The sequence below is a fragment of the Streptomyces sp. CoH27 genome (assembly GCF_020181035.1).
GTDB classification, from domain to species: Bacteria; Actinomycetota; Actinomycetes; order Streptomycetales; family Streptomycetaceae; genus Streptomyces; species Streptomyces camelliae.
In genome coordinates this window covers 230,494-252,737 of sequence record NZ_JAIQYY010000013.1, presented here as the reverse complement: position 1 = coordinate 252,737, position 22,244 = coordinate 230,494, and the positions used below count along the sequence as shown (strand labels likewise).

Annotated in this window: 18 protein-coding genes and 1 pseudogene; 8 read left to right on the top strand and 11 right to left on the bottom strand. The window is 71.3% G+C overall.

The features are described from left to right. Positions 1–9: 9 nt before the first annotated feature. Entirely contained in the window at positions 10–1,620 is a 1,611-nt protein-coding gene (locus tag LE548_RS23830; protein WP_308030480.1) for a peptide-N4-asparagine amidase, read from the bottom strand. Positions 1,621–1,672: 52 nt separating this feature from the next. Beyond that, complete coding sequence (locus tag LE548_RS23825; RefSeq protein ID WP_374116167.1) at positions 1,673–2,410, bottom strand: hypothetical protein; 738 nt, start codon at positions 2,408–2,410, stop codon at positions 1,673–1,675. Positions 2,411–2,723: 313 nt separating this feature from the next. Between LE548_RS23825 and LE548_RS23820 the strand changes: the two genes are divergently transcribed. From LE548_RS23820 to LE548_RS23805, 4 genes are all read left to right on the top strand, one after another. Next, the gene (locus tag LE548_RS23820) at positions 2,724–4,529 is read left to right on the top strand and encodes an ABC transporter ATP-binding protein (protein ID WP_225098975.1); all 1,806 of its coding nucleotides are present in this window, start codon (positions 2,724–2,726) and stop codon (positions 4,527–4,529) included. Next, positions 4,526–6,307, top strand: a complete 1,782-nt coding sequence (locus LE548_RS23815) for an ABC transporter ATP-binding protein (protein WP_225098974.1) — start codon at positions 4,526–4,528, stop codon at positions 6,305–6,307. The genes LE548_RS23820 and LE548_RS23815 overlap by 4 nt, the downstream gene beginning before the upstream one ends. Before the next feature lie 636 nt (positions 6,308–6,943). Then, the gene (locus LE548_RS23810) at positions 6,944–7,411 is read left to right on the top strand and encodes a DUF5709 domain-containing protein (protein ID WP_225098973.1); all 468 of its coding nucleotides are present in this window, start codon (positions 6,944–6,946) and stop codon (positions 7,409–7,411) included. Positions 7,412–7,453: 42 nt separating this feature from the next. After that, the gene (locus tag LE548_RS23805) at positions 7,454–7,720 is read left to right on the top strand and encodes a type B 50S ribosomal protein L31 (RefSeq protein ID WP_225098972.1); all 267 of its coding nucleotides are present in this window, start codon (positions 7,454–7,456) and stop codon (positions 7,718–7,720) included. A gap of 80 nt (positions 7,721–7,800) precedes the next feature. Here the strand turns inward: LE548_RS23805 and LE548_RS23800 are convergent, their stop codons facing one another. Further along, on the bottom strand, positions 7,801–8,595 hold the full coding sequence (locus tag LE548_RS23800; protein ID WP_225098971.1) for a metal-dependent hydrolase: 795 nt from the start codon (positions 8,593–8,595) through the stop codon (positions 7,801–7,803). A 145-nt stretch (positions 8,596–8,740) separates the two neighbouring features. On the opposite strand from LE548_RS23800, the gene LE548_RS23795 reads away from it, so the two are divergent. After that, positions 8,741–11,254, top strand: coding sequence for an RNA helicase (locus LE548_RS23795; RefSeq protein ID WP_225098970.1), 2,514 nt, complete (start codon positions 8,741–8,743; stop codon positions 11,252–11,254). 40 nt (positions 11,255–11,294) lie between these two features. Then, positions 11,295–12,161, top strand: a complete 867-nt coding sequence (locus tag LE548_RS23790; protein WP_225098969.1) for an acyl-CoA thioesterase II — start codon at positions 11,295–11,297, stop codon at positions 12,159–12,161. A gap of 450 nt (positions 12,162–12,611) precedes the next feature. Here LE548_RS23790 and LE548_RS23785 read toward each other — a convergent pair. The 7 genes and pseudogenes from LE548_RS23785 to LE548_RS23755 all read right to left on the bottom strand — a co-directional run. After that, a pseudogene (locus LE548_RS23785) lies at positions 12,612–13,442 on the bottom strand (DUF6397 family protein); the annotation flags it as partial. A gap of 126 nt (positions 13,443–13,568) precedes the next feature. Beyond that, positions 13,569–13,982, bottom strand: a complete 414-nt coding sequence (locus LE548_RS23780) for a roadblock/LC7 domain-containing protein (protein ID WP_225098968.1) — start codon at positions 13,980–13,982, stop codon at positions 13,569–13,571. 177 nt (positions 13,983–14,159) lie between these two features. Further along, positions 14,160–14,762 carry an ATP/GTP-binding protein gene (locus tag LE548_RS23775; protein ID WP_225098967.1) on the bottom strand — a complete coding sequence of 201 codons (603 nt, stop codon included), beginning with the start codon at positions 14,760–14,762 and terminating at the stop codon, positions 14,160–14,162. Between the two features lie 197 nt (positions 14,763–14,959). Next, complete coding sequence (locus tag LE548_RS23770) at positions 14,960–15,373, bottom strand: DUF742 domain-containing protein (RefSeq protein WP_225098966.1); 414 nt, start codon at positions 15,371–15,373, stop codon at positions 14,960–14,962. Between the two features lie 18 nt (positions 15,374–15,391). After that, on the bottom strand, positions 15,392–15,829 hold the full coding sequence (locus LE548_RS23765; RefSeq protein WP_225098965.1) for a roadblock/LC7 domain-containing protein: 438 nt from the start codon (positions 15,827–15,829) through the stop codon (positions 15,392–15,394). Next, on the bottom strand, positions 15,826–18,390 hold the full coding sequence (locus LE548_RS23760) for a nitrate- and nitrite sensing domain-containing protein (protein WP_225098964.1): 2,565 nt from the start codon (positions 18,388–18,390) through the stop codon (positions 15,826–15,828). Before LE548_RS23760 ends, LE548_RS23765 begins: the two co-directional genes overlap by 4 nt. A gap of 49 nt (positions 18,391–18,439) precedes the next feature. After that, positions 18,440–19,213 (bottom strand): MHYT domain-containing protein, encoded by a 774-nt coding sequence (locus LE548_RS23755; RefSeq protein ID WP_225098963.1) that lies wholly within the window; start codon positions 19,211–19,213, stop codon positions 18,440–18,442. A 150-nt stretch (positions 19,214–19,363) separates the two neighbouring features. Between LE548_RS23755 and LE548_RS23750 the strand changes: the two genes are divergently transcribed. Beyond that, positions 19,364–19,963, top strand: coding sequence for a class I SAM-dependent methyltransferase (locus LE548_RS23750; RefSeq protein ID WP_225098962.1), 600 nt, complete (start codon positions 19,364–19,366; stop codon positions 19,961–19,963). Positions 19,964–20,098: 135 nt separating this feature from the next. Here LE548_RS23750 and LE548_RS23745 read toward each other — a convergent pair whose 3' ends face one another. Then, entirely contained in the window at positions 20,099–21,013 is a 915-nt protein-coding gene (locus LE548_RS23745) for an oxygenase MpaB family protein (protein WP_225098961.1), read from the bottom strand. Between the two features lie 313 nt (positions 21,014–21,326). Between LE548_RS23745 and LE548_RS23740 the strand changes: the two genes are divergently transcribed. Beyond that, complete coding sequence (locus LE548_RS23740; RefSeq protein WP_225098960.1) at positions 21,327–22,205, top strand: hypothetical protein; 879 nt, start codon at positions 21,327–21,329, stop codon at positions 22,203–22,205. Positions 22,206–22,244 lie beyond the last annotated feature (39 nt).

Sequence of the window (22,244 nt, the reverse complement as noted above, 5' to 3'; positions counted from 1 at the left end):
GCGCCACGCTCAACAGCCCTCGCGATCCTCCGTCAGCACCCCCTGAGCCGTGGCCAACGACCGGCCGTAGCAGCCGTCGGAGCCGTCCAGTCGGTAGCGCTCACGGGAGATCCCGACCGCATGCCGCTGGTCACGCGGGACGTTGATCGTGTACGCCGCGTCGCCACTGTAGGTGTCGTCGAGCCGGGACCACGCGGTGCGCCGGCCGTCCCGCCGCTCCGTCATCGACGCGCGGTCGCCCAGGGTCAGCACCGTACGCAGCCGGTTGTCCGTACCGATGGTCGTCGCGCCGTCCATGGTGTACGTCCGCTGCGTCCGCGTCGTCCGCGCGGGGCCGTGTCCGCCGACGGTCACCGTCTGGTCGTCGGTCCAGGTCGCGTCCAGCCCGTCCGTGTTCTCACCGTCCGTCCAGCGGTGCACGGAGGTGTTGGCGAGCGAGCGGGTGACCGTGGTGGTCACGCGGCCGTGCGAGGTGTCGAGGTATCCGGAGACGGTGAGCCGGTGTCCGGCCTCGGTGTTCACCCGGTTCTCCGAACCCGGCGTGTAGCTGGAGGAGTTGGCGAGGTTCGTCGCGTCGTCCGCGGTGAGCGCTCCGGTGACCTGGGCGCGGTGGGCGTCCTGCCAGACCAGCACATTGACCGGCGCGCTCCAGCCCGGCTGCCCCGCGGGCACCCCGACGACGGAGACCTCGACGCGGTGCGGGCGGCCGTCGTCGAGGAGGCCGGCGAAGGGCGTGAGGTCGTACTCGATCGGCCGGACGTCGAAGGCGTGCGGGGCCGGGACGACGTACCAGAGGAAGGGGTTGGACCAGCCGCCCGTCCAGACGTTCGGGAACGGCGCGGCGATCCCGGCGAGCCGGCTGTCAACCTTGATCTGCACCTCGCGGTAGGGGCCGTGGTCGGCCTTGCAGGAGTACGACGCCGGGTCGGCCACGGTCAGGTACCAGAACTCCTCGCAGCCGCCCCCGGATCCGGTCGCGTACACCTCGGCGACGATCCGCTCGCTGTTGCGCGGGGTGGTGAGAGTCGTGCCGTCGGGCGTGTCGGCAAGCGTGAGGACGCGGTCGGGGGTGCGCTCGGCGGGGCGGCCTGCATAGAAGGTCAGCGTGACGTGCACGTCGATGACGCCGGTGTACGTGTCGTCCACGACGTTGCCGATCAGCATCTCGACGTCCCGCGCGCTGCGGAAGGTGTCGCTGTAGCGGGTGACGTCCTTCTCGACGTGCCACGCGATGCCGTCGGGCGAGGGCTCCGGGGTGGAGGTGCGCAGAATCTCGACACCGCCGATGTGCAGATAGCCGAGACGGTCGTACTGGCGGCCCTTCACCTTGCCGTCGAGGCGCAGGACGACCTTGCTCCAGCGATCGCCGCAGCCCTTGGGCGGGGTGTACGTCCCCCGATAGGGTGTGAAGTCGCGGAACTGGGCGTCGGCCAAGGTGACCTGGCAGGACTTGGTGTGCGGCCGGTCGACGGGCGGTGCCGCGGTCACCGGGTCGTGCCAGTCCGTGCCGAACTCGCCGGGGACGTCGGCCGCTTGGGCGGCAGCGGCCCCCGTGCCGAAGAGCGCGCTCGCCAGGAGGGTCGCCCCCGCGAGCATGGACATGACTATCCGTCTTCTCATGGCCCGTGTTCTACGGGGAGTCGGGCCCGCCCCGCAATGACGCCTCGTCGCCTCAGGCGCGCAGTGCCTCCTTGTCCCCCATCACCATCACCGGATGCCGGGCCGGGTCGAGCGTGCGCAGCAGGAACTTCATCGCTCCCCTGGGAACGCTGACACAGGCGGCCGTGCCGTCACCGTGGTCGGGATGCAGCCAGACGCCGCCGCCCTTGTCGTCGCCGTCGGGGCGCGTAGGGTCGTGCGGAGGCGTGCCCGGCAGGCGGTTGTAGTCAATGGCGATGACGTAGTCGAAGACATGCTCGTACGCCTCGGTGTCGATCGTCGGCGCGTAGGCGTACTCGTCCTGGTCGTACGGCAGCATGCTGCCCGGGTCGTCGAGCACACCACCCGCATCGGAGAGTCCGAACACGCCGACAGGACTGCGCTCGTCACCCGAGTGATGGTCCGTGGTCCAGCCGTTCCGGCCATTGTGGCCGGCCCAACGCGCCACCGGCCGCCACTCCGGTCCCTCCTTCATGTACAGCACGACCGTGGAGTCGGGTGAGTCCTCGCCCTTGCCGTACACGGCGACGACCTGACTGGAGTTACGAGGGATCCACCGATGCAGACGGTCGCCGACGCCCGGGATACGGGTCGGGTCGGTTGCAGGGATGGCCGACACCACCGGGTGACGGGGGCCCTGCGCGCCCTCGGCGTCGACAGGGCCGGATCCATCGCTGCCGCACCCGGACAGGGTCGTCAGGAGAGTTCCGAACGCCGTGACCGCGACTGCACAATGCCGCACACTGTAGATCGCCACACGTCCATGGTGGCATCACGCACCGAACGACAATGTGACTTATCTGGGCATTTCACCGGGTTGGCTGACAGCATCGCCGGGGTGACCTGCGCGGAGCGGGGTCACCCGGCCGCCGACGCCGGCCGGAGTCCTGGTGCGAGCGCCGGCATCGGTCAAGTCCTCGTGAAACCGATGGCCGGAAGCCGGTGGATGCGGCCGGTCCCTCAGGAAAACCGTTTGAAATTCACCACTCTCCAACGCGAACCTTTCACGGCTTGCTGCCTCTCCTCATCGTCTCCCCCTCCCTGACACGAGCCACTGGGACGTCATGCAGATTCAAGACCTTCCGTATTCCGATCCGGGCGTCCCGGACGTACGTTCGGGCCCCCGATTCCTGTGGTGGCTCTGGCGGAACCAGCTGGGCGGGCAGCTGAAGTCACTCGCCTGGGGCCTGTTGCACTTCGTCTCCGTCTCGGCCCTGCCCTTCTGTGTCGGCCTCGCCGTGCAGGCGGTCGTCGACCGGTCCGGCACCCGGCTCGCCCTGACGGGTGGTCTGATGCTGCTCTGCGGCACAGGCATCGCCGTCGGCGACACCTTCCTGCACCGGGCCGCCGTCACCAACTGGATCACGGCGGCCGCCCGCGTCCAGCAACTACTGGCCCGCAAGGCGGCGCAACTGGGCTCCGCCCTGACCCGGCGGGTCGCGGCCGGCGAAGTCGTGGCCGTGTCCACCGGTGACGTCGAGAAGGTGGGCTGGTTCGTCGAGGCCGTCTCCCGGTTCACCGCGGCCGCGCTCACGGTCGTGGTGGTCGGTGTCGGCCTCCTCGTCTACCAGCCCGCTCTCGGCGTGATCGTCGCGATCGGGCTGCCCGTCGTGGCGTTCGCGGTGCTGCCGCTGCTGCCCCGGGCCACGCGCCGCGCCGACCTCCAGCGGGAGAAGGCGGGCCGGGCCACCGAGCTGGCCTCGGACACGGTCGCCGGGCTGCGCGTGCTGCGCGGCATCGGCGGCGAGGAACTGTTCCTCGACCGCTACCGCCGGGCCTCGCAGGAGGTGCGGCACGCCGCGGTGCACAGCGCCCGGATGTGGTCCCTGATCTCCGCCGTCCAGGTGCTGCTGCCCGGACTGCTGCTCATCGCCGTCGTCTGGCACGGCATCCATCTGGCCCGTCAGGGCCGGATCACGGTCGGCGAACTCGTCACCGTCTACAGCGCTGTCATGATCCTCAACTACCCGCTGCGGCACTTCGAGGAGATCGCCATGGCGTACTCCTTCTCCCGCCCGTCGGCCAAACGGGCGGCCCGGGTGCTGTCGCTGGAGCGTGCCACAGCCACCGACGGTACCCGCGAGGCCGAGGTGCCGACCGGGGACCTGTACGACCCCGAGACCGGTCTGCTGGCTCCCACCGGCCGGCTCACCGCCGTGGTCTGCGGCGACCCGGACGCGGCGGGCAGGCTCGCGGAACGGCTGGGCGGCCACCCCACCGAGCCGGGCCGGTCGGTGCTGCTCGGCGGCGTGGCCTTGGACGAACTCCCGCTGGACAGCGCCCGCAGTGCCGTCCTCGTCCAGGACAAGGACCCGGTGCTGCTGTCCGGCACGCTGCGCGAGCTGCTCGACGTGCCCGCCTCCGGAGCCGTGGCGGCCACGGACGCGCTGGCCGCGGCACAGTGCGACGACGTCCTGGACGCGCTCGTCCAGGGATCGCTGGACGCCACCGACCCGATGGACGCCCGTATCACCGAGCGCGGCCGCTCCCTGTCCGGCGGCCAGCGCCAGCGGCTGGCACTGGCCCGGTCGCTGGTCACCGATCCCGAGGTGCTGGTACTGGACGAGCCGACCTCCGCGGTCGACTCGCACACCGAGGCCCGCATCGCGGACGGGCTGCACCGGCTGCGTTCGGGCCGGACGACAGTGGTGTTCACCTCCTCGCCGCTGCTGCTGGACCGCGCGGACCTGGTCGTCCTGGTCCACCAGGGCGAGGTCGTGGCGGTCGGCGCGCACCGCGAACTGGTCGACGGCGAGTCACGGTACCGGGCCGTGGTGACGCGTGAGACGGACGAGGAACTGGCCGCGGCCGACGAAGGGGTCCTGCTGGACGCCCTCCAGGAGCTGGAAGAGATCGAGGAGAGCGCATGATCGGCGTTGCGCCACCGGCGTACGACCCGGCGGCCCCGACGACCGCCACCACCCTGCCCGTCGGCGCGGCCGCGACCGTGCGGGCCTACGTCACCGAGCTGTTCCGCCGGCACCGGCGGGCGTTCCTGCTGCTCATCGCGGTGAACACGGTGGCCGTGATCGCCTCCATGGTGGGTCCCTACCTGCTCGGCGGCCTGGTCGAGCGGGTCTCCGACCGGTCCCGTGATCTTCAACTGGGCCTGACCGTCGGGCTGTTCGTGCTTGCGCTGGCCGTGCAGGCCGTGTTCGTACGGCAGGTCCGGCTGCGGGGCGCGGTGCTCGGCGAGCGGATGCTGGCCGACCTGCGCGAGGACTTCCTCGTCCGGTCCGTCGGCCTGCCGCCGGGCGTGCTGGAGCGGGCGGGCACCGGTGACCTGCTCTCCCGCATCACCACCGACATCGACCGCCTGGCCAACGCGATGCGCGAGGCCGTACCGCAGCTGGCGATCGGTGTCGTGTGGGCGCTGCTGCTGCTCGGCGGGCTCGTGGTGACGGCCCCGCCGCTGGCGGCCGCCGTGCTGCTCGCCGTGCCGGTGCTGGTGGCCGGGTGCCGCTGGTACTTCAAGCGGGCACCCTCCGGCTACCGCTCCGAGGCCGCCGGGTACGCCTCCGTCGCCGCCGCGCTCGCCGAGACCGTGGACGCGGGCCACACCATCGAAGCGCACCGCCTGGGCGCCCGCCGTGTCACCCTGTCGGAGCGGCGGATCAAGGAGTGGACGGCCTGGGAGCGCTACACCCTGTGGCTGCGGTCCGTGCTGTTCCCGGTCATCAACGCCGTCCACGTCATCGTGCTCGGCTCGGTCCTGATGGTCGGCGGCGTGTTCGTGCTGCACGGCTGGATCGGGGTGGGCCGGCTGACCACCGGAGCCCTGATCGCGCAGATGCTCGTCGACCCGGTGAACCTGATCCTGCGCTGGTACGACGAGGTGCAGGTCGCCCAGGTGTCGCTGGCCCGCCTGGTCGGGGTGCGTGACATCGAACCGGACGCCGGGGACGCCTCGCTGGCCCCCGACGGGCGGGACGTGTCCGCCGAGCGGGTGCACTTCGGCTACCTCGACGGTGTCGACGTCCTGCGCAAGGTGTCCCTGGAGGTCGCGCCGGGCACCCGGATGGCCCTGGTCGGTCCCTCGGGAGCGGGCAAATCCACGCTGGGCAGGCTGCTCGCCGGTATCTACGCGCCCCGGGAGGGCAGGATCACGCTGGGCGGCGCGGAACTGTCCCGGATGCCGGCCGAACGCGTCCGCTCGCACGTCGCCCTCGTCAACCAGGAGCACCACGTCTTCGTCGGCTCGCTGCGCGACAACCTCCTGCTGGCCCGGACCGGTGCCACAGACGCCGAGCTGTGGGCGGCCCTGGGCGCGGTCGACGCGGACGGCTGGGCGCGGGCCCTGGACGACGGCCTGGACACCGAGGTCGGCTCCGGCAGCCTGGCGCTCACCCCCGCCCAGGCCCAGCAGATCGCGCTGGCCCGGCTGGTGCTGGCCGATCCGCACACGCTGGTCCTGGACGAGGCGACCTCGCTCCTCGACCCGCGCGCGGCACGCCATCTGGAACGCTCCCTGGCCCGCGTCCTGGACGGCCGCACCGTGGTCGCCATCGCCCACCGCCTGCACACCGCCCATGACGCCGACGTGATCGCCGTCGTGGAGAACGGCCGCATCAGCGAGCTGGGCAGCCATGACGAGCTGGTCACGGCTGACGGGGCTTACGCGGCGCTGTGGCGGTCCTGGCACGGGTGAGGGTCCGCCGGGCCTGACGGTGGCCGGTACGGCGGTGGAGGACCTGCCGCCGCCGGCCACCACGGCCACCACGGCCACCAAGGCCACCAAGGCCACCAAGGCCACCAAGGCCACCAAGGCCACCAAGGCCACCAAGGCCACCAAGGCCAGGATGGTCACCACGGCCAGGATGGTCACGGCGGCTGAGCCGGTGGCAACACGGCGCAGCGGGATCGCGATGCCGCGACTGGCTGGGATCCGCCGTACCGGGGTGCCTCCGGCCGCCGGAACACGAGGCGCCCCTGCCTCGTCCGACCGGTCCTGCGCGGAGGCTTCCGCAGTCGCAGGGTGGATCGGCCGGGTCCCGTCACGCCGGCCTGCCCTGGGGACTTCCCTGGCCGAAGCGTGCCGCGACCAGGGCCCGACGAGCCGCATCACGGTGCGCCCCGCCGGGTTCCCGTACCCATGCGCAGGTCCTTGCCAGAGGTCGTGCCGTTGCGTCTTCCCGAGCCGGAGTGGAAGGCTGGAGAGCGGCACCGGTTCGGGGAGCGCCGGCGGACCGTCCGGTTCGCGGTGTGTGACACCCGTGCCGCGCATGCCGGCGGCCCATCGCCCGGCGCGGTGGTATGCGGCCGTCCTCATCACCCGGAGGTACTCGTGGACAGCGCCGACAGCTGGGGGGACGACGTCTACCAGCCCGATTCCTCGGAGATCCGGGAGGACTCGGGACTCCTCGACGTCGAGGACACACTGGAGTCCGACGGCGTCGACGACCCGCTCGACCGCGGCTGGTCCCCTCCTGAACGACCGTGGGCGGTGGAACACACCGGTGTCACGGCGGCCGAGCGCCAGGCGGGCGAGACCCTGGACCAGCGGCTGGCCGAAGAACAGCCCGACCTCGTCGTACCCGACGGCGACGACATCGGTGACCGCGACATCGACGGGGAACTCCTGGACAACGAGGTCGGCAACCTCCGCTCCGGCCGCCTGGTCGCCCCGGACGAGGGGGCGCACGAGGACGACGAGGCCGCCCTGGTCGCCACCGATGTCGGCATCGACGGCGCCGCCGCCTCCGCCGAGGAAGCCGCGATGCACATCGTCGACGAGGACTCCTTGTCCGGCTGAACCGCCCGCCGCCGGTCCGACCGCCCCGCACGAGGAGCCGCCATGCAGCAGGACAAGCACCCCGACTACCACCCCGTGGTCTTCCGTGACCGCGCCGCCGGATACGCCTTCCTCACCCGGTCGACCGCGCAGAGCGAACAGACCATTGAGTGGGACGACGGCGAGAGCTACCCGGTGATCGACGTGGAGATCTCCTCGGAGAGCCATCCCTTCTACACGGGCAAGGCCCGGACGGTCGACACCGAGGGCCGCGTCGCCCGCTTCGAGCGCCGGTACGGCGGCGGGGCCGAGCCCGGCGAGGCCGGCTGACCGGGAGCGATCACTCAGCCCCCGGGGGCCGGAGCGGCGAGGCGGACCACAGGGAGCGTCCCGCGGCCGAGGCCGGCAGGTCAGATCACATTGAGCGCTGCCGCACAGCCGACGCCGCCGAGCAGCATGAACGCGGGCATCAGCACCTTCAGCTCCACCCAGCTGCCGGCCCGGAACCGCATCGCCTTCGGCGGCCCCACCGGGTACCAGCGCTTGCGGCCCACCGGGATGGGCCACAGGATCGGGCAGCCGGACACGGTCAGCGCGTCCCCGATGTCATGGACCAGCGCGCCCAGGACGATCGGAAGCCCCAGCCACAGGTACCGCTGGTCCGACGCGGTGAACAGCCAGTCGGAGCCGTTGCCCGGCTTGTCCAGTATTCCCGCGAGGATCCATGCGCTGGTCGCGGCCAGCAGCCAGACCAGGACATCGCTGCTGGAACCCCGGGCGGCCCGCCACAGCAGACCCTCGATCGCCAGCACCATGTGCACGAAGAGGATCGCCAGCACCGCCCAGCGGCCCCCCGTGATCGCCGCCGCAGAGCAACCGGCACCCAGCAGGACCGCCCAGACCCAGGTGTGCGTCAGCGTGCGGTGGCCGCCGTTGCGGCGCGGGTCGCCCTTCATGCGCGTCGCCTTGTAGACGGCGTAGGACAGCTTGTCCACGATCTCGCAGACCCCATGGGAGATGGGCCCGAAGGAACGCGAGATGGTCGCGGCCTTGTGGTCGAGGTCCGGGGCGAGTGCGGCACCGGCACAGATCAGCGCGCCGACGAGGAGAACGGGCCAGGGCATCGGGTGCCCGGCCGCGGCGGCGGCCGCTCCGACACCGAGCCAGGCCGCGGCCCCCGACAGTGAGTGTGCTGGTCCCATCATGGCTGCTTCCCGCCCCATTCCTCATGCGCCGCTGTCCAGTTGCCCCGGTGCACTGACGCCCCGTCGGCGACACAGCGTAGCTGCCATGATCTTCGTCCCCGCAGCCGATTCCCCTCTCGGGCACAAGGCCAGGCAAGATGGGGGCGTGACCCTCATCGATCAGCTGCCGCCGACCGCCGACCCCGACGCCCTGTACGAAGCCTTCGAGTCGTGGGCGCAGGAGCGCGGTCTCACCCTCTACCCCCACCAGGAGGAGGCGCTGATCGAGGTGGTCTCCGGGGCGAACGTGATCGTCTCGACGCCCACCGGATCCGGCAAGAGCATGATCGCCGCGGGCGCGCACTTCGCCGCCCTGGCCCGGGACGAGGTCACTTTCTACACCGCCCCGATCAAGGCACTGGTGTCGGAGAAGTTCTTCGAACTGTGCAAGCTCTTCGGCACCGAGAACGTCGGCATGCTCACCGGCGACGCCTCCGTGAACGCGGACGCCCCCGTGATCTGCTGCACCGCCGAGGTACTGGCGTCGATCGCGCTGCGCGACGGCAAGAACGCGGACGTCGGCCAGGTCGTCATGGACGAGTTCCATTTCTACGCGGAGGGCGACCGCGGCTGGGCCTGGCAGATCCCGCTTCTGGAGCTCCCCCAGGCGCAGTTCATCCTGATGTCGGCCACTTTGGGTGACGTGTCCTTCTTCGAGAAGGACCTCACGCGCCGCACGGGCCGCCCCACCTCGGTGGTCCGCTCGGCCACCCGCCCGGTTCCGCTCTCCTACGAGTACAAGCTCACCCCGCTCACCGAGACGCTCACCGATCTGCTGGAGACCAGGCAGGCCCCGGTGTACATCGTCCACTTCACCCAGGCCCAGGCCGTGGAGCGGGCACAGGCGCTGATGAGCATCAACATGTGCTCGCGTGAGGAGAAGGACCAGATCGCCGAGCTGATCGGCAACTTCCGCTTCACCACCACGTTCGGCCGCAACCTCTCCCGTTACGTCCGGCACGGCATCGGCGTGCACCACGCCGGCATGCTGCCCAAGTACCGCCGCCTGGTGGAAAAGCTCGCGCAGGCCGGTCTGCTGAAGGTCATCTGCGGCACAGACACGCTCGGCGTGGGCGTCAACGTGCCGATCCGCACCGTGCTGTTCACCGCGCTGACCAAGTACGACGGCAGCCGCGTGCGCACCCTGCGCGCCCGTGAGTTCCACCAGATCGCGGGCCGGGCCGGCCGGGCCGGCTTCGACACGGCCGGACTCGTGGTGGCGCAGGCGCCCGAGCACGTCATCGAGAACGAGAAGGCTCTGGCGAAGGCGGGCGACGACCCGAAGAAGCGCCGCAAGGTGGTGCGTAAGAAGGCACCGGAGGGCTTCGTCGGCTGGACGGAGAACACCTTCGAGAAGCTGATCGCCTCCGAGCCGGAGCCGCTGACCTCGCGCTTCCGGGTGACACACACGATGCTGCTGTCGGTGATCGCCCGTCCGGGCAACGCCTTCGAGGCGATGCGCCATCTTCTGGAGGACAACCATGAGCCGCGCAGGCAGCAGCTCAGGCACATCCGCCGGGCCATCGCGATCTACCGATCGCTGCTCGACGGCGGGATCGTGGAAAAGCTCCACCAGCCGGACGCAGAAGGCCGCATCGTCCGGCTCACGGTCGATCTCCAGCAGGACTTCGCGCTCAACCAGCCGCTGTCCACGTTCGCACTCGCCGCGTTCGAACTCCTCGACCCCGAGTCGCCGTCCTACGCGCTCGACATGGTGTCCGTGGTGGAGTCCACGCTGGACGACCCGCGCCAGATCCTCGTCGCCCAGCAGAACAAGGCGCGCGGCGAGGCCGTGGCCGCGATGAAGGCGGACGGCGTCGAGTACGAGGAGCGCATGGAGCGTCTCCAGGACATCACGTACCCGAAGCCGCTGGAAGAGCTGCTCTTCCACGCGTACAACACCTACCGCAAGAGCCACCCGTGGGTCGGCGACCACCCGCTGTCCCCGAAGTCCGTCATCCGCGACATGTACGAACGGGCGCTGTCCTTCACGGAGTTGGTGTCCTTCTACGAGCTGGCCCGCACCGAGGGCATCGTCCTGCGCTACCTGGCCAGCGCCTACAAGACCCTCGACCACACCATCCCCGACGACCTGAAGTCCGAGGACCTGCAGGATCTGATCGAGTGGCTCGGCGAGATGGTGCGCCAGGTGGACTCCAGCCTGCTGGACGAGTGGGAGCAGCTGGCCAACCCGGAGGAGATGACCGCCGAGGAGGCCCAGGAGAAGGCCGACGAGGTCAAGCCCGTCACCACCAACGCGCGTGCCTTCCGGGTGCTGGTCCGCAACGCCATGTTCCGCCGCGTGGAGCTGGCCGCGCTCGACCAGGTCGACGAACTGGGCGAGCTGGACGCCGGGGCCGGCTGGGACGCCGAGGCCTGGGGCGAGGCGATGGACAAGTACTGGGACGAGTACGAGGACCTCGGCACCGGCCCCGACGCCCGCGGCCCCAAGCTGCTGGTGATCAAGGAGGAGCCGGAGAACGGCCTCTGGCGCGTCCGCCAGATCTTCGACGACCCGAACGGCGATCACGACTGGGGCATCAGCGCCGAGGTCGACCTCGCGGCCTCGGACACCGAGGGCCGTGCCGTCGTCCGCGTCACGGAAGTCGGCCAGCTGTGAGCCCCTTCCGACCAGGTGTGACCCAAGGAGAGACCCGCCGATGACGAATCCGGCCGAGAGACTGGTCGACCTGCTCGACCTGGAGCAGATCGAGGTCAACATCTTCCGTGGCCGCAGCCCGCAGGAGTCCCTGCAACGCGTCTTCGGCGGCCAGGTGGCGGGCCAGGCGCTGGTCGCCGCCGGCCGCACCACGGACGGCGACCGCCCCGTGCACTCGCTGCACGCGTACTTCCTGCGCCCGGGCCGTCCGGGCGTGCCGATCGTGTACCAGGTGGAGCGGGTCCGCGACGGCAGATCGTTCACGACGCGCCGGGTCACGGCCGTGCAGCAGGGCCGCACGATCTTCAATCTGACCGCCTCCTTTCACAAGCCTGAGGAAGGATCGTTCGAGCACCAGCTGCCGCCGGCCCGCGATGTGCCGGACCCGGAATCGCTGCCCACGGTCTCCGAGGAGATCCGCGAGCACCTGGGCGCTCTGCCCGAGCAGTTGGAGCGGATGGCGCGCCGCCAGCCCTTCGACATCCGCTATGTCGACCGGCTGCGCTGGAACGCCGAGGAAATCAAGGGCGCTGAGCCACGCAGCGCCGTGTGGATGCGCGCGGTCGGACCGCTGGGGGACGACCCGCTGGTCCACACGTGCGCGCTGACGTACGCCAGCGACATGACCCTGCTGGACGCGGTCCGCATCCCGGTCGAACCCCTGTGGGGCCCGCGAAACTTCGACCTGGCCTCGCTGGACCACGCCATGTGGTTCCACCGGCCGTTCCGCGCGGACGAGTGGTTCCTGTACGACCAGGAATCGCCGATCGCCACCGGCGGGCGCGGTCTGGCGCGAGGGCGCATCTACGACCAGCAGGGGCGCATGCTCGTCTCGGTCGTCCAGGAGGGTCTGTTCAGGGCCCTGTAGCGGGCGGATCGGCGCGGCTGCGGCCGAGCGGGATCACATGGGCGCGGGCCGTGGGCTTCTGCGCCACAGCCAGCCGCGCAGACCTCGACCGGCCGGGCTCCGGTCCTGCTCGGGCCGGCGGTTCCGGCGCGTCGGTGAGCCGGGCGGCCGTCCGACCGCCCCACGGTGCCACTCGGCTTCTCGGCCCGCCGCCCCACCGTCCGGCCAGGGCGCCCCGAACACCGGACCGTCGTCCAGCTCGGGCGCCGAAGCCGACTGCTCACCGCTCTGCACGGGTGCCACGATCATCGGCTCGCCCTGCGCCTCAGGCGTCCCAGGCATCGGCTCGGTCTCGACCTCGGGCGTCTCCAGCCCCGGCTCCCCGTTCGGCTCAGGCACCCGTACGACAGGCGATTCCTCCGCCGCCGTCCGCGCCGCCGGTTCGGTGTGCCGTGTGACCGTTCGCGCGATAGGCGGGATGGGCCGTGCGACCGCACGTACCGTCGGCACGGGGCGGCGGGTGGCCGGGCGCGGGGCGGGGGACTCGGCGCGTGCCTCCTCGACGGACCGGCCCAGTTCGCCGCGCAGCCAGTCGATCTCGTCGGCGTCCTGCGCGAGCGCGATCCGCTCGGCGAGGTGCGCCGCGGGCGATCCCGGGGTGCCCTGACCGGGCGGCGTGGGCCGGAACCGGTTCAGGTAGGCACGTTCGTACGGGTCCTTGACGACGTCGGCGATCTCGACAGGCGCGAGGAAGGACGCCACGGCTCCGGCACGTGCCCATGACTCCTCGGACCGCCGCAGCAGTGAACCGAGATGACGTCCGCGCCAGTTGCGGGCGCGCAGGTCCACTCCCGCCTCCAGTTGGCCGCGCAGGGGGTCCGGCGTGCGTCCCTTGAGCAGGTGCGCGTTCTCGGGGCCCCTGGTGAAGTTCCGCAGGTCTTCCGCCAGATAGAGCCAGACCACAGCGCGGTAGCGGTTCAAATACCAGTTCACGGGCACGATCAGCCCGAGACGGGCGAGGCGGGTGAAGCGGCCGGCCGGGATCTCCATGAGTGCCGCGCCCTCGGCGGTCCCCACCACCCGCACACGCTCACGCAGGACTTCCGGGAAATCGTCCTGCGCACGAAGGCGGTCGATCTCCGCGCGCTCCACGCGGCGGGCTCCTCCCCCGCCCTCGTCGGGCACGGTGCGGACGTGCCCGAGGTGCACAGCGAGGTCGAACTCGCTTCGTTTGAGGCCCAGTTCCCGAGCGGCGCGGCTCGGGGTGACGGGCCGGGGCGGACTGACGATGCTTCCCGACATGGCTGTAACTCCCCCGTGGAGTGGAGGCTCACGCCCTGTGCGCAAGCCGTGCACACACCGTAGCCGGATTCACGCATCTCGTGGCGAGCCTGTGGATAACTCTACGAAGGCGGGCGAACTCGCAGGTCAGAGATCTGTGTTGGGCGCCCTCTCGGGCTGCCTGGCATCAACGCCGAGGTGTTCGCCGACGCGGTTGACGAGCAGGGTCATCTCGTAGGCGATCTGGCCGATGTCGGCCTCCACCCCGGTGAGCACGCACAGACAGCTACCGGTGCCCGCCGCAGTCACGAACAGCACGGCGTCGTCGTACTCGATCATGGTCTGGCGCACCCTGCCCGCGCCGAAGTGGCGTCCCGAACCCTTGGCCAGGCTGTGCAGCCCGGACGCCACGGCGGCCAGATGTTCGGCGTCCTCACGGCGTAGGCCCGTACTCGCGCCCGTGACCAGCCCGTCGTTCGACAGGACGAGCGCGTGTCGCACATGGTCCACCCGCTCGGTCAGATCGTCCAGGAGCCACCCGAGTCCCTGGTTCTGCGCCATCTCCGTCTCCCCGTGCGATGTCTCCCCCTGGCTGGAGGAACTCCCCGCCAGCCTTCACCACGAGCGGCGCCCGGGCAAGCCGGACGGACGCATGGCGCAGAAGATGACCGACGGGTGATGTCGGGCGTTCGTCCCGGACGGCACACATACCGGCAACCAGTCCACTTTCCCGCCGGCTCAGCCGACCGAGTCGAGGAGCCGGGCGATGTGCATCCGCCCCGCGTACTCGACGAGCCGGATCAGGACTTCCTTGCCGGAGTCCCGGTCGCGCGCGTCGCACAGCACCACGGGGGTGCCGCGGTCGAGGTCAAGAGCGCGGCAGACGTCGTGGGCGCCGTAGGCGCGGGCGCCCGCGAAGCAGTTGACAGCCACCACGAACGGGATGCGCCGGTGCTCGAAGTAGTCGACGGCGGGGAAGCAGTCCTCCAGGCGCCGGGTGTCCGCGAGGACGACGGCACCGAGGGCGCCCTGCGACAACTCGTCCCAGAGAAACCAGAACCGGTCCTGTCCGGGGGTGCCGAAGAGGTAGAGGGACAGGCCGGAGCGGATCGTGATGCGCCCGAAGTCCATGGCGACGGTGGTGGTGACCTTCTGGTCCACACCGTCGGTGTCGTCGACCAACTGCCCTGCCTGGCTGAGCAGTTCCTCGGTACGTAGCGGCCGGATCTCGCTGACGGCCCCGACCAGGGTCGTCTTGCCGACGCCGAATCCGCCGGCGACCAGTATCTTCAGCGCCAGCGCGGTGGTGTCGCCGGTGGCGTCGGAGTGCTCGGAGACCATGATCACTTCTCTCGGGTGGACCGGTTGCAGCCGGCGTCCGCACACTTCGGGTGTGAAGTCGACATCATGACAAATGAGGCATCTACGCGGCTGGTTGGAACGAAATGAACCTGATCTGACCGATTTCTGTACGGTCGGTGGCACAGTGCGCACGGATGGGGATGCGGGAGAGCGTTCGTCTTGCTCGGCATGGTCATCTACAGCGCTCGCAATCCATCGATGACCTCGCGCAGAATCCGCTCGTCGGGCAGGTGCGCCGGGGGTACGGGGCGGCTGACGGAGACACAGCCGAGTTCCAGGAGGTCCCCGAGGAGCACCCTGATCACGCCGACAGGAAGATCCGCGTCCGCGGCGAGTTCGGCGACGGACTGTGTCTCCGTGCGGCACAGCTCGATCAGAGTCCGGTGTTCGGGGCCGAGCGGGGTGTCGTCGTCGAGCGCCGGGGACTCGGGGACGAGGGTGACAAGGGCGATCAGGTCGAAGCGCACCGCGGTGGGCCCCGGCTGGGTGCGACCGCCGGTCATGGCGTACGGGCGGACGAGGGGCCCGGCCTCGCCGTCGTACCACTGGCTGCCCGGCTCCGGCGGGCCGTCCATCGGGTTCTCGGTCATCGGTACCGGCCTTCCGGCTCATCCGGCCGCGGGCGGCTGTGCGCTGACACGAGGTGGCGTGTAGAGGTGCTCGCCGACCCGCTTGACCAGGCGCGCCATCTCGTAGGCGACGAGGCCGATGTCGGCGGTGACGGCGGTGAGCACGGCGAGGCAGGAACCGTCACCCGCGGCGGCCACGAAGAGGAACGCGTCGTCCATCTCGACCAGGGTCTGCCGCACACCGCCTGCTCCGAAGTGCCGTCCCGCACCCTTGGCCAGGCTGTTGAAACCGGAGGCTACGGCGGCGAGATGCTCGGCGTCCTCCCGCGCGAGGGCCGTGGAGGCGCCGACGGCCAGCCCGTCGTTGGAGAGCACGACGGCATGCCGTACCTCGCTCACTCGCGTCACCAGGTCGTCGAGCAGCCAGTCCAGTTCGCCGGATCGCTGCCCGGCCCTCGTGTTGGGGTCCTGGATCATGCCGGGTCTCCTTCGCTGCTGTCACTGGCCGTTTCGGGTTCCGGGGCGGCACCGCGGCCGGACTGCCTGCCGCCGCCGCGCGCCCAGCCGTCGCGGTAGGCCGTCATGCGGTCCCGCACCAGTTCGGGGGTGCGCCGGTCCTCGCCACGCGTGCGTGCCGGGGCCGGCTCTTCGGGCCGTTGCTGCCGGAGCTGAGGGGCGAGGCTCGCCTGGCGCACACGGCGTGGGAGGTCGTCGGAGGGCTCGGAGTCGTGTGGCGGGCGGTGCGGCCTCAAGGCGGTGACTCCGGGGGGCGGGGTCTCGTGGCTCATGCCGTGTCGTACCGACTCGCTGACCACGTCGTTCCGTTCCGGCCCCTCCGGCGTGTCGTGCGGGCCGGGAGCGGTGGCCGCGAGGGCGGGACGGTCCGGCCGTGCGAGGGCGGTCTCCTGGCGCCGAGTCGTGCCGGGCACGTGCGCGTACGCGCCTTCCTGCTCGTCGTGGGCCTGTTCGTTCTGCTGGGACGCGGTGTCGGCCGAGCCCCGGTGGAGCAGAGCCGTGGGAAGCAGGACGACGGCGGTGGTGCCGCCGTACGGGGAAGTCCGCAGGTGCACCCTGACGTCGTGCCGGGAGGCGAGCCGGCTGACCACGAAGAGCCCGAGCCGGTCGCTGTCGAACAGGTCGAGGGCCTCGGACTGTTCGATGCGCCGGTTGGCCTCCGCGAGGGTCTCGGCACTCATGCCTAGACCCCGGTCCTCGATCTCCAGGGCATAGCCGTTGCCGACGGGCTCGCCGGTGACGCGCACGCGCGTGTGGGGCGGAGAGAACTGGGCTGCGTTCTCGACGAGTTCGGCGAGGAGGTGGGTGAGGTCGGCGACGGCGGCACCGATGACGTGGGCCTCGGGGAGCCGGCGCACCTCCACGCGCGCGTAGTCCTCGACTTCGGATACGGCGGCGCGTACGACATTCGTGAGCGAGACGGGCATGCGCCAGGCCCGGCCGGGTGCCGCCCCGGAGAGAATGATCAGGCTCTCGGCGTGGCGCCGCATCCGGGTGGTCAGGTGGTCCAGACGGAACAGGTCGCTGAGCTCGTCGGGATCGTCGGAGCGGCGTTCCATGCTGTCGAGAAGGCTGAGCTGACGGTGGACCAGCACCTGACTGCGGCGGGCGAGGTTGACGAAGACTCCGGAGATGCCGCTGGCGAGCTCGGCGCGTTCCACGGCGGCGTGCAGGGCCGCCCGGTGGACGGTGGTCAAGGCCTCCGAGACCTGGCCCGTCTCGTCCTCGGCCGGTGGTCCCGCGGGGGCCTCCGCCTGAATGTCGAGTTCCTCGCCCGCGCGCAGTCTGCGCATCGCTTCCGGCAGCTTGCGACGGGCGATCTCCAGGGCGTCGTTGCGCAGGCTGACGAGCTCGACCACGAGCCCTCGTCCGATGCGGACGGAGATGACCAGCGAGGCGACGACGGCGGCCAGGCCGAGAAGCACGGCGGCACCGGCGGGGCTGAGCAGACCGCGCGTGACCGGATCGGCGCGGCCGGCGACGGCCCGGCCCGTGTCCGTCGCGATGTCCCGCATTCCGTCCTGTACGCGTGCGTGGGCGGCGTTCCAGACGGCCTGCGGAGCCGCGCCGGCCTGCCTGGCGCCCGGCACGGCGGTGACGATCTTGTCCTCTGCGCTGCCGAGTGAGGCGTAGGAGCCGCTGTCGGCCAGGTCCCGCCAGGCAGCGCGCTGGGCGGTGGGCAGATCGGCGACGGCCGTCTCGGTGAGGCTGCGGCGCGCGGCGGCAGCGGCGCTGAACAACCGCAGTCGCTCGCCTCGGAGACCCTCCGTTGTCCGCGCGCCGCTGAGCAATGCGTCCTCCTGGGCCAGTGCCTCGGCGGCCCGGGAGAATTCGAGCAGTACGCGCGCGTCGGAGCCGACGTCCGCCTGCTGGATGCCGGTGAGGGCACCGTCCACGGCGAAGGCCGCTGAAATGGTCTTCGTGTACTGCGTATACACCGTGTCCCAGCCGGCCTTGTTGTCGAGTACGGCCGTACGCAGCGTGCGCAGCCGCTCGGCGCCGGTGACGAAGGCGTCGAGGCGGCCGGAGACCGCGGCGGGCAGTTCCTCGCTGTCGGCGACGGTGCTGTCGCTGCCGAGCCGCAGTGCGGCGACGGCCCGGTCGGTGCGGGCGGCGAGGCCCTGGAGGTCGCTGCCGTCGTCCGCGCCCGGTGCGGTGGCGTGGCGCACGGCCGCGGTGCGCTCGGCCTGCAGGGCGGCGGCGGCCGCGGCCACCGGGGCGCGCAGTTCGGCGTCGACCCGCTCGGACTGGCGCAGCCTCGCGACGTCCTGGGCGGTGCTCACGGTGGCGTACGCCCACAGCGCGAGCAGGGAGACCACAGGCACCATCAGCAGGCTGACCACCTTGGCGCGCACGGTACGAGGGCGCAGGTGCCGGCGATTCACGCGCGCGCGTGCCGTGGTCGGCGACGCGCTGAGGAGGCGGTCGGTGCCCTCGGCGGCCGGCGGTCCGGCGTGCGCACGGCGGCCCCGCGGAGGGCGTTCCGGGGCACCGGCTTTCGGGGAGGTACGGGGTGGGCGCATGGCCTCCTCGCTCGGGACGTGGGGTCGGGGCGCTCGGGCCGGGTTCCCGCTAACGGGCGACGGTTTCGACGGGCCGCTGGGCGGAGGCGGACGCCTCACGCTCGTCGGCGGTGGGTGAGAGGGCGACGAAGGCCGAGGTGATGAAGAGATAGGACCCGAGGCCGACGGCGAGGGGGAAGATGAACTGCATCGCCGTGGCCCCGGGCAGGGCCTCGCCGGAGGGGTTCACATGCACGCTCACCGCGAACATCCCGGTGTAGTGCATGCTGCTGACGGCCGCTCCCATGACGAGGGAGGCGACGGTGACCGCGAGGGGCGACTTGATGTTGAGGCCGGCCCACAGGGCCGCTGTCGCCGCTACTACGGCGATCAACACCGACAGTCCGACGAGGACGGGGTCGTACCGGACGTCTCCGTGCAGCCGGACCGCCGCCATGCCGAGGTAGTGCATGCTGGCGACGCCCAGCCCGGTGGTGAGTCCGCCGATCAGGAGCGCTCGGTTGCGGGCGCGGCTGTAGCCGACGACGAAGACGCCGGCGCAGACGACGACCATGGCGACGAGGAGGCTGAGGATGGTCAGCGGCACGTCGTAGCGGATGTCGGTGCCGCTGACGCGGAAGCCGAGCATGGCCACGAAGTGCATGGTCCAGATGCCCGTCCCGATCGCGGAGGCCGCGGTGACGAGCCAGTTGCGGCGCGAGCGGCCGGTGGTGGCGAGCGCGCGGACGGTGCAGCGCAGTCCGAGTGCGGCGCCGGTACAGGCCATCACGTATGACAGCACGGGGGTCAGCCAGCCGAAGGCGGCGTGGTCCAGGTGTCCCATGGCCAAGGGACGCTAGGGGGCACGGGCGCACATAGGGGGCGCATTTCGAAAGCTGGTGGAATATGACAGGTGGATGCGACGGAACGATCGGGTCCGGCCCGAACATGTGCGCCTACATATCCCTCGTGACGGTGAGGAATCATGCGGAACATGAGCGACGACCACACACATGTGCAGGAATTCTTCGGCGCCCGGGCCGCCGACTGGGACAGCCGGTTCCCCGACGACGGCCCCGCCTACGCGGCCGCCGTGGACGACCTCGGGCTGCGGCCGGGTGACCGCGTGCTGGACGCGGGCTGCGGCACCGGACGTGCCCTGCCGCCGCTCAGGGCCGCCGTGGGCCCCTCCGGGGTGGTGCTGGGTGCCGACTTGACGCCGGAGATGCTCCAGGCCGCCGTGCGGGCGGGCCGGGAGCGGGACGGGTGGCTACTGCTCGCCGACGTCGCCGCACTGCCGCTGCGGCCGCAGACGCTGGACGCCGTCTTCGCGGCCGGTCTGATCGCCCACCTGCCGAACCCGGTGGACAACCTGCGGGAACTGGCGCGCGTGGTGCGGCCGGGCGGCACGCTCGCGCTTTTCCACCCCATCGGGCGGGCCGCCCTCGCGGCCCGGCAGGGCCGCCAGGTCACCCCCGACGACCTGCGCGCCGAGGCCAGACTCGGTCCGCTCCTGGCCCGTTCGGGATGGCGCATGACGTCGTACGTCGACGAGGACGCGCGCTTTCTCGCGCTCGCGACGCGCGAGAACTGAGCGGCACGCCGATGCGGACACCCCTCGCGCCGTGCCGCGCAGGCTGAGAACCGCCGGTGGGGCCGGTCCGCCGGGCAGCCGTGCCACGGCGCCGGCCGGCCTTCCTGCCGGCGCCGGCTGCGCGATGCCCTCGCCTCACTCGGCCGCTTCAGCCGCTTCGGCCGCCGAGGGGTCCCTGTGCCGTACCGGGCAGCCACTCAGTCCGGGGACCGGGCGGGTACCCAGGCCGTCGACTCGGTAGCCGTTCGGGTAGCCCTTGATCTCCCGGTTCTGGCGGGCGAAGTGCGGGGCGTGGCGCGGCGGCAGCAGCCGGACGAGCCGGCCACGCGTGCGTACGGCGCGGCGCACGAGTGCGGTGGTGGCCGCGCCGGGCGGCGTGTAGCGGAAGGCGTGCAGCAGCGGCTCGTCGAGCAGGGCGAGGGTCGCCGTACGCAGCACCGGTGCCAGCGGGCGCGGATACCAGGACGCCATCAGGTCGAGGGTGGCGTCGGAGACCTGCCGGCACTGTTCGTCCCAGCCGAAGTGGTCCCGCTCGTAGGCGTCGAGGAGTGCCTCGAACTCCTCATAGGTCCCGGGGATGCCGGGGATGCCCATGTGCCGGCCCAGGGTGCGGTAGTACTCGGTCGCGGCGACGATCTCGTGCCGGGACAACCGCCGCCATCCGTAGGCGTCGATCCATCGTCTGGGCACCACGACGAAGGTGCTCAGCACATAGCGCATGTCGTCGTCGCTGATGTCGTAGCTGCGGTGCATCTGGTTGATGCGGCGGATCGCCGTGCGGCCCTCCTCGGCGGCGAAGCCGTGCTCCACGATGGTGTCGAGGAGCAGCACCGTGTCGTCGTACCGCTTCTGCGTGCGCTCGGTCAGCTCCGCCGTCTCGGCGAGCAGCCGGCCGATGCTCGGCACGGCATAGGTGCGGTACAGGGCCAGTTCGAGCGCACGCGTGTAGTCCCAGGGGAACTCGAAGGCCGTACTCAGCTGGTAGATCTCCACCGCGTCCGCCACCGGGTCCAGTCGGCGGATCCTGCCGAGCCGTTCGAACCGCTTCACCCTGCCGTCCTCCTTTCTCCCGAAGGAGAGTCAACTCTACGGTGAGTGACGGTACGTGAATCGTCGGCGACGGCGGCTCTGGGCTCGATCAGGGCAGCGGGAGGGGCGTGCGCACAAAGTGTTCGAGGCAGTGGTACTGGGATCCGTGCTCTCCTCAGGCCGTCCACACGCCACCGGACACCGTGCGTCCATCATGGACGTTTCGCCCCCGTCCAGGCGGAAACCTGCAGCTCCGCTTGGTGTGAGGATCGTGACAACGGGCTTCCGCTCGCACTAGGGTGCGCGCCGTTGGACGAACCACTGGGAGGCTGGGATGGCCGGGACGGATGATGAGGCCGTCGCCGCCGCAGACGATGCGCTGTACGTGCTGACGGCGGTACTGCTGACGCCGGCGCAGTTTCCGAGCGTTCTGGGCGACGACTATCCGGAGGCATGTGCCGCACTGGGACTCGCGCCCCGTGCCGACGGGTACGGCCTGGTGCTGGGCCAGGACCACGCCGGTGCCCGCTGGACGGTCGTCATCGACGACGTCTCGCTGGTCGCCGTGGCGATCGCGTCCTGGGACTGCGGCATGGAGTACGAGCTGTCGCCGGACGAGCGCGCGGTCGTGGCCGCCCTGCCCGGCTGGCCCCTGGCGGTCGCCGTCGCGGCACCCGGCGTCCCTGCACCGCACGATCCCGCTCCCGACGTGGCCGACGGCCCCCCGCTGAGCCCTCCGGACACCGGCATCTGGGGGCCGGCCCAGCGCCGTCTGGGCGCCGACGAGATCGCTCTGCAATGGGCGGCATGGCGGGAGCAGATCAACGACGAGGAGTTCACCACATCAGGCCCGTCGGCAAAGGCCGCGGAAGCCTCCCGGCAGAGCAGGGAGACCGAGGAGACCGGCGAGCCCTTGGTGGAGGGCGGAAACGTGCCGCACAGTGGCCACCGAGGGGTCCGGCGGGTGCTCGCGGAGGCGCGCGCCTACGTCGACTCGCCGCCGCCGCTCGGCCGGGTGCGCTCGTCGTTCGCCCCGGGTGACGCCCGGACGCTGCGCGCCGACGGCCCCGGCTGGTCGCTCGTGGCCCGAACCGACGACATCGCGTTCGTCCTGCTGGACGACGAGCCGGGCGAGGTGCTGCCGGTGGGCCGGGGCCCCGAGCTGCCAGGGCTGCTGGAAGCCCTCGACAAGATGGCTGTCCGGCCGAGCTGAAACCGGGCAGCCCTCGGCTGCCACCGGTCGCGCGCTCAC

Coding starts and splice junctions, on each gene's coding strand:
- LE548_RS23830 (WP_308030480.1), bottom strand. CDS start 1,620: ATGAGAAGACGGATAGTCATGTCCATGCTCGCGGGGGCGACCCTCCTG.
- LE548_RS23820 (WP_225098975.1), top strand. CDS start 2,724: ATGCAGATTCAAGACCTTCCGTATTCCGATCCGGGCGTCCCGGACGTA.
- LE548_RS23815 (WP_225098974.1), top strand. CDS start 4,526: ATGATCGGCGTTGCGCCACCGGCGTACGACCCGGCGGCCCCGACGACC.
- LE548_RS23805 (WP_225098972.1), top strand. CDS start 7,454: ATGCAGCAGGACAAGCACCCCGACTACCACCCCGTGGTCTTCCGTGAC.
- LE548_RS23800 (WP_225098971.1), bottom strand. CDS start 8,595: ATGATGGGACCAGCACACTCACTGTCGGGGGCCGCGGCCTGGCTCGGT.
- LE548_RS23790 (WP_225098969.1), top strand. CDS start 11,295: ATGACGAATCCGGCCGAGAGACTGGTCGACCTGCTCGACCTGGAGCAG.
- LE548_RS23780 (WP_225098968.1), bottom strand. CDS start 13,982: ATGGCGCAGAACCAGGGACTCGGGTGGCTCCTGGACGATCTGACCGAG.
- LE548_RS23775 (WP_225098967.1), bottom strand. CDS start 14,762: ATGGTCTCCGAGCACTCCGACGCCACCGGCGACACCACCGCGCTGGCG.
- LE548_RS23770 (WP_225098966.1), bottom strand. CDS start 15,373: ATGACCGAGAACCCGATGGACGGCCCGCCGGAGCCGGGCAGCCAGTGG.
- LE548_RS23765 (WP_225098965.1), bottom strand. CDS start 15,829: ATGATCCAGGACCCCAACACGAGGGCCGGGCAGCGATCCGGCGAACTG.
- LE548_RS23760 (WP_225098964.1), bottom strand. CDS start 18,390: ATGCGCCCACCCCGTACCTCCCCGAAAGCCGGTGCCCCGGAACGCCCT.
- LE548_RS23755 (WP_225098963.1), bottom strand. CDS start 19,213: ATGGGACACCTGGACCACGCCGCCTTCGGCTGGCTGACCCCCGTGCTG.
- LE548_RS23750 (WP_225098962.1), top strand. CDS start 19,364: ATGAGCGACGACCACACACATGTGCAGGAATTCTTCGGCGCCCGGGCC.
- LE548_RS23740 (WP_225098960.1), top strand. CDS start 21,327: ATGGCCGGGACGGATGATGAGGCCGTCGCCGCCGCAGACGATGCGCTG.